Below are 6,227 nucleotides of genomic sequence, written 5' to 3'. Positions count from 1 at the left end.
GATTTCTCGCATGGCCACTTGTGATGCTGATAATCTTTGTGACTATCAGTCCGTACTCACAAGCACCCACACGAATTGCTTGATTCGATTTGTTAAAGAGCGTTTGGTTAAGAGTGTTTCGCCTCAACCGAGGCGCGCATTCTACGCTTTCCTCATTGGCTGTCAAGCGTTTATTTTGAAGTTTTTTGCGAGAAACTCGTTTAGCTTCAAACACTTGACTCGCTGCGATCACTCGTAGCGGGAGGCGAATCATACAGCGTTTAAAACCGCTGTCAACCTTCATCTCAACCGCTGCCGATCATGCGACCGTAGCCCTTCCAACCTCTTTGCCACTACTTAACTCGTTGATTAGCAAGGAGTTTTTCGTTCCAATGTCGCTGGAAGTGGGGCGCATTATAAGGGGATTCGGAGAGGGGTCAAGGGTTAATTTCAAGAAATTGAAATGGACGCGAAAAAGACCGTATCACGGCTGCCAAGTGCCCGCCACGACGCATTCAGCGACTGTAAGACCGAGCGCTGCCCAAGCGCACACCCCAAAAACAAAGTGGGGAGGCCTGACGGCCTCCCCGCTTCTGTTCATTGCTTACAAGCTAGGGAAGGCAAACTGCGAAGCCTCATGGCTGGCGCGTTGCGGCCAGCGCTGGGTGATCGCCTTGCGACGGGTATAGAAACGCACCCCGTCCGGCCCATAGGCATGCAGGTCACCGAACAGCGAACGCTTCCAGCCACCAAAGCTGTGGTAAGCCACCGGCACTGGCAACGGTACGTTCACACCAACCATGCCCACTTCGATCTCGTCGCAGAACAGGCGCGCCGCTTCACCGTCACGGGTGAAGATGCAGGTGCCATTGCCGTATTCGTGATCATTGATCAGCTGCATGGCCTGCTCCAGGCTGTTGACGCGCACCACGCACAGCACCGGGCCAAAGATCTCTTCCTTATAGATGCGCATCTCCGGCGTCACCTTGTCGAACAGGGTGCCACCCACGAAGTAGCCATCCTCATTGCCGGCTACACGGTAGCCACGGCCATCCACCACCAGCTTGGCGCCAGCAGCAACACCCTCGTCGATGTAGCCCACCACCTTGTCACGGGCTGCAGCAGTCACCAGCGGGCCCATGTCCAGACCACACGAGGTGCCAGCACCGATCTTCAATGCCTCGATCTGCGGTACGAGCTTGGCAATCAGCGCATCCGCCACCTGATCACCCACGCACACCGCTACCGAAATGGCCATGCAACGCTCGCCGCAAGAACCATAGGCCGCGCCCATCAGCGCGCTGACCGCATTGTCCAGGTCGGCATCGGGCATCAGCACTGCGTGGTTCTTGGCACCTCCCAGGGCTTGCACGCGCTTGCCACGCTTGGTGCCTTCGGCATAGATGTACTCGGCGATCGGGGTCGAACCGACGAAGCTCAGGGCCTTCACCTCCGGCGCTTCGATCAGCGCATCCACCGCTTCCTTGTCACCATGCACCACGTTGAGGATGCCGTTCGGCAGGCCGGCTTCGTGCAGCAGTTGGGCGATGTACAGGGTGGAGCTCGGGTCACGCTCGGAAGGCTTGAGGATGAATGCGTTACCGCAGGCGATGGCCAGCGGGTACATCCACAGCGGCACCATGGCCGGGAAGTTGAACGGGGTGATGCCGGCAACCACGCCCAGCGGCTGGAAGTCGGACCAGGCGTCGATGTTGGGGCCGACGTTGCGGCTGTACTCGCCTTTCAGCACTTCTGGCGCTGCACAGGCGAACTCGACGTTCTCGATGCCACGCTTCAGTTCCCCGGCGGCGTCTTCCAGGGTCTTGCCATGTTCTTCGCTGATCATTTGCGCGATGCGGGCTTCGTTCTGCTCCAGCAACTGCTTGAAACGGAACATGACCTGGGCACGCTTGGCCGGTGGGGTGTTGCGCCACGCCGGGAAGGCCGCCTTGGCCGAGTCGATCGCCTGCTGCACGGTCGCGCGGCTGGCCAGCTCGACCTTGCGTACAGCCTGGCCAGTGGACGGGTTGAAAACATCGGCGCTGCGCTCACCCTTGGTAACCAGCTCGCCGTTGATCAAATGCTGAACAATGCTCATGCAAAACTCCAGATAAAGAAGGTTGAGCCAGGCGCGCGATCTGCTCGCGCACCTGACATCAGAATCGGACAGATCAGTCGATCAGGTTCAGGGTCTCGCCCACTGCATCGAACAGGCGGTCCAGTTGCTGCGGCGTGGTGTTGAAGGTTGGGCCGAACTGCAGGGTGTCGCCACCAAAGCGCACATAGAACCCGGCCTTCCACAGCTTCATCGCCGCTTCGTACGGACGCACAATGGCATCACCATCACGGGCAGCGATCTGGATCGCGCCGGCCAAGCCGTAGTTGCGGATATCGACGATGTTCTTCGTACCCTTCACGCCGTGCAGCAGCTTCTCGAAGTGCGGTGCCAGCTCGGCGGCCGACTGCACCAGGTTTTCCTTCTGCAGCAGGTCCAGTGCCGCGATGCCGGCGGCGCAAGCTACCGGGTGGGCCGAGTAGGTGTAGCCGTGCGGGAATTCCACGGCGTATTCCGGAGTCGGCTGGTTCATGAAGGTCTGGTAGATCTCGCTGCTGGCGATCACCGCGCCCATCGGGATAGCACCGTTGGTTACCTGTTTGGCGATACACATCAGGTCCGGGGTCACACCGAAGGCTTCGGCACCGGTCATTGCCCCCATGCGGCCGAAACCGGTGATCACTTCGTCGAAGATCAGCAGGATGTTGTGCTGGGTGCAGATTTCGCGCAGGCGCTTCAGGTAACCCTTAGGCGGCGGCAGTACACCGGCTGAACCCGCCAGTGGCTCGACGATCACGGCAGCGATGTTGGACGCATCGTGCAGTTCGATCAGCTTGAGCATTTCGTCGGCCAGGGCGATGCCGCCCTCTTCCGGCAGGCCCTTGGAGAAGGCGTTCACTGGTAGCACGGTGTGAGGCAGGTGGTCGACATCCAGCAACTGGCCGAACAGCTTGCGGTTACCGTTGACGCCACCCAGGCTGGTGCCGGCGATGTTCACGCCGTGGTAGCCGCGGGCACGGCCGATGATCTTGGTCTTGGTCGCCTGGCCTTTCAGGCGCCAGTAGGCGCGCACCATCTTCAGCGCGGTGTCGGCGCACTCGGAACCGGAGTTGGTGTAGAACACATGGTTCAGGTCGCCCGGGGTCAGTTCGGTGATCTTCTCGGCCAGCTGGAATGACAGCGGGTGGCCGAACTGGAAGGCCGGTGAGTAGTCCAGGGTACCGACCTGGCGTGCTACCGCCTCGGTGATCTCCTTGCGGGTGTGCCCGGCGCCACATGTCCATAGCCCCGACAGCGCATCGAAGATCTTGCGCCCCTTGTCATCGACCAGGTAGTTGCCTTCGGCCGCCACGATCAGGCGTGGGTCGCGCTGGAAGTTGCGGTTGGCGGTGTAGGGCATCCAGTGGGCATCCAGCTTGAGCTGGCTGGCGATACCGGCGGAAGCGGTTTCGGGCATGTTCATCGGCGGTTCCTCGGAAGACGACTAGGCAACGATGGATGTTGTTGCAGCTAAGGTGGCACGGCGATAAAGTCTGAAAAAGCCAACATTTCTAACCTTCAGACAGGCCACGACTAAACTGATGAGCAGACGCCCCGACCCACTCGCCCAGGTCAGCGATTTCGACATCCGCCTGCTGAAGATCTACCGCAGCGTTGTCGAGTGCGGGGGCTTCTCGGCTGCCGAGAACGTCCTGGGCATAGGTCGCTCGGCCATCAGCCAGCAAATGAACGACCTGGAACAGCGCCTGGGCCTGCGCCTGTGCCAGCGCGGTCGCGCCGGGTTCTCGCTGACCGAGGAAGGCCGCGAGGTCTACCATTCGGCCCTGCAATTGCTTAGCGCCCTGGAAAGCTTCCGCACCGAAGTCAACGGCCTGCACCAGCATTTGCGGGGCGAGCTGAACATTGGCCTGACCGACAACCTGGTCACCTTGCCGCACATGCGCATCACCCATGCCCTGGCCGAACTCAAGGACCGCGGCCCCGATGTACGCATCCAGATCCGCATGATCGCGCCCAGCCAGGTCGAACACGGCGTGCTCGACGGTAGCCTGCACGTCGGCGTGGTGCCGCAGACCAGCCCGCTGTCGGGCCTGGAGTACCAGCCGTTGTACAGCGAGCGCTCGCTGCTGTACTGCGCCGTCGGCCACCCGCTGTTCTATGCCGATGACCAGCAGATAGACGACGACCGCCTCAACAGCCAGGAAGCCATCGCCCCCACCTTCCGCCTGCCGGCCGAGATCCAGGCGCATTATCAGGCCCTGAACTGCACGGCAAGTGCGTCGGACCGCGAGGGCATGGCGTTTCTCATCCTTACCGGGCGCTATATCGGTTACCTGCCTGACCATTACGCCACGTTCTGGGTACAGCAAGGTCGCTTGCGTGCGCTCAAACCCCGGCAGCGCTTCTATGACCTCAGCCTGAGTTGGGTAACGCGCAAGGGCCGGCGGCCCAACCTGGTGCTGGAAAGCTTCCTCGAGAGCCTGGCTGCGACACGCTGATGCCAGTCTTTGCCGCAAACGCTTGTCACATCGGCGCAGGCAGGTAATCTTGTCCGACAGCCGCAGCCATTGACCCGTACGGAATCGTCCATGACCCTAGAAGTCCCTGCGCATCGCCTCGCCACCTCGGGCAAACCCGCGGGCCGTATTCGCCAGAAAAACGAACAGGCCATCATCCAGGCCGCCGAAGACGAGTTCGCCCGCCACGGTTTCAAGGGCACCAGCATGAACACCATCGCCCTCAAGGCGGGGTTGCCCAAGGCCAACCTGCATTACTACTTCACCAACAAGCTCGGCCTGTACATTGCCGTGCTCAGCAACATCATCGAGTTGTGGGACAGCACCTTCAACGCCTTGAGCGTCGATGACGACCCGGCCGAAGCCCTGAGCCAGTACATCCGCACCAAGATGGAATTCTCCCGGCGCAACCCGCAAGCCTCGCGAATCTTCGCCATGGAGGTGATCAGCGGCGGCACCTGCCTGACCGAATACTTCAGCGCCGACTACCGCGAATGGTTCCGCGGCCGTGCCGCGGTATTCCAAGCCTGGATCGAGGCCGGCAAGATGGACCCGGTCGACCCGGTGCACCTGATCTTCCTGCTCTGGGGCAGTACCCAGCACTACGCCGACTTCGCCACGCAGATCTGCCAGGTTACCGGCCGTAGCCGCCTGACCAAGCAGGACATGGAAGACGCCAGCAACAACCTTATCCACATCATCCTGAAAGGCTGCGGCATCAAGCCGGCTGCCTGACCGTCATTTATGCCCTCTACCCTGCTCGACCTGTGCGAATACCGCGAGGAAATCCGCAAAAGCCGCTTCATCACCCTCGCCGGGCCCATCAGCAGTGCCGCTGAAGCGATGAGTTTCATCGAACGCCACAGCGACCTGGCCGCTACCCACAACTGCTGGGCCTGGAAGCTTGGCGCCCAGTACCGCAGCAGTGATGACGGCGAACCGGGGGGCACTGCCGGGCGACCGATCCTGGCAGCCATCGAAGCGCAGGACTGCGACCAGGTGGTGGTGCTGGTGATCCGCTGGTACGGCGGCATCCAACTGGGCACCGGAGGCCTGGCCAGGGCCTATGGCGGCGGTGCCAACAAGTGCCTGCAACAGGCCCCCAAACGGTTGCTGGTGCAACGCAGCGAATTCTCCTGCAGCTGTGGTTTCAGCGAACTGGCGCTGGTGAAGTTGCGCCTGGCGGAGGTTGACGGATTGGTGCTCGACGAGCAGTTCACTGCCAATGGCGTTGATCTGCTAATAGCCCTCGGCGATGCCCACCTGACGTCATTGCAACAGCAACTGGCCGACCTGAGCCGCGGACGCATTCTGCTCGAAGCGCGTTGAACATTGCCCACAACAACTGTGGGCCGGCCTGTGGATAAGCTTGGGGCACTCGCCTGCAGGCCAATATTTTCAAGGCACACAGAGCATTGACTATTTTTTGAGCGCAGCTTTGGGATAGCCTCGAGCGGCTGCATGCCTGCAAGTTATCCCCAACGCAACGCCAAAAGTCTCAGTCTTCCCTCTCAGCTTTCACACAATAACTGTGGAACAGCCTGTGGATAACCCGTGCGCCAACCGGCCAGGCGCCCAGCCACGTAGGACCGCGGAACACTGATCAAATTTTATCCACTCACAGGACGGGCACCGGTGCCCACAGTGACGTATGCTCATTACCTTTTCATACACCG

6 protein-coding genes are annotated in these 6,227 nt (G+C 60.8%); 3 read left to right on the top strand and 3 right to left on the bottom strand.

All coding sequences use genetic code 11. The features are described 5' to 3' along the window. The 3 genes from QSV36_RS02405 to aptA all read right to left on the bottom strand — a co-directional run. The coding region (locus QSV36_RS02405; RefSeq protein WP_289129479.1) for a hypothetical protein at positions 1–283 on the bottom strand (283 nt) is incomplete at its 3' end. Positions 284–583: 300 nt separating this feature from the next. Further along, positions 584–2,077, bottom strand: coding sequence for a CoA-acylating methylmalonate-semialdehyde dehydrogenase (locus QSV36_RS02400; protein WP_289129476.1), 1,494 nt, complete (start codon positions 2,075–2,077; stop codon positions 584–586). 73 nt (positions 2,078–2,150) lie between these two features. Further along, positions 2,151–3,497, bottom strand: coding sequence for an omega-aminotransferase AptA (gene aptA / locus QSV36_RS02395; RefSeq protein ID WP_289129473.1), 1,347 nt, complete (start codon positions 3,495–3,497; stop codon positions 2,151–2,153). 115 nt (positions 3,498–3,612) lie between these two features. Here aptA and QSV36_RS02390 point away from each other — a divergent pair, with 115 nt between their 5' ends. The 3 genes from QSV36_RS02390 to QSV36_RS02380 all read left to right on the top strand — a co-directional run bounded on the left by QSV36_RS02390 (position 3,613) and on the right by QSV36_RS02380 (position 5,880). Beyond that, on the top strand, positions 3,613–4,533 hold the full coding sequence (locus QSV36_RS02390; protein WP_186678996.1) for a LysR family transcriptional regulator: 921 nt from the start codon (positions 3,613–3,615) through the stop codon (positions 4,531–4,533). Between the two features lie 90 nt (positions 4,534–4,623). Further along, on the top strand, positions 4,624–5,286 hold the full coding sequence (locus QSV36_RS02385) for a TetR/AcrR family transcriptional regulator (RefSeq protein WP_170028128.1): 663 nt from the start codon (positions 4,624–4,626) through the stop codon (positions 5,284–5,286). A gap of 9 nt (positions 5,287–5,295) precedes the next feature. Continuing rightward, positions 5,296–5,880 carry an IMPACT family protein gene (locus tag QSV36_RS02380; RefSeq protein WP_289129471.1) on the top strand — a complete coding sequence of 195 codons (585 nt, stop codon included), beginning with the start codon at positions 5,296–5,298 and terminating at the stop codon, positions 5,878–5,880. Positions 5,881–6,227: the final 347 nt, after the last annotated feature.

Origin of the sequence: Pseudomonas sp. BCRC 81390 (genome assembly GCF_030341915.1) — a bacterium.
GTDB lineage: Bacteria > Pseudomonadota > Gammaproteobacteria > Pseudomonadales > Pseudomonadaceae > Aquipseudomonas.
Note: the sequence above shows the minus strand (reverse complement) of the source record. Positions and strands in the feature narration are given on the sequence as shown.

Excerpts from the sequence above, each read along its gene's own strand:
- QSV36_RS02400 (WP_289129476.1), bottom strand. The coding sequence starts at position 2,077 with ATGAGCATTGTTCAGCATTTGATCAACGGCGAGCTGGTTACCAAGGGT.
- QSV36_RS02385 (WP_170028128.1), top strand. The coding sequence starts at position 4,624 with ATGACCCTAGAAGTCCCTGCGCATCGCCTCGCCACCTCGGGCAAACCC.
- aptA (WP_289129473.1), bottom strand. The coding sequence starts at position 3,497 with ATGAACATGCCCGAAACCGCTTCCGCCGGTATCGCCAGCCAGCTCAAG.
- QSV36_RS02380 (WP_289129471.1), top strand. The coding sequence starts at position 5,296 with ATGCCCTCTACCCTGCTCGACCTGTGCGAATACCGCGAGGAAATCCGC.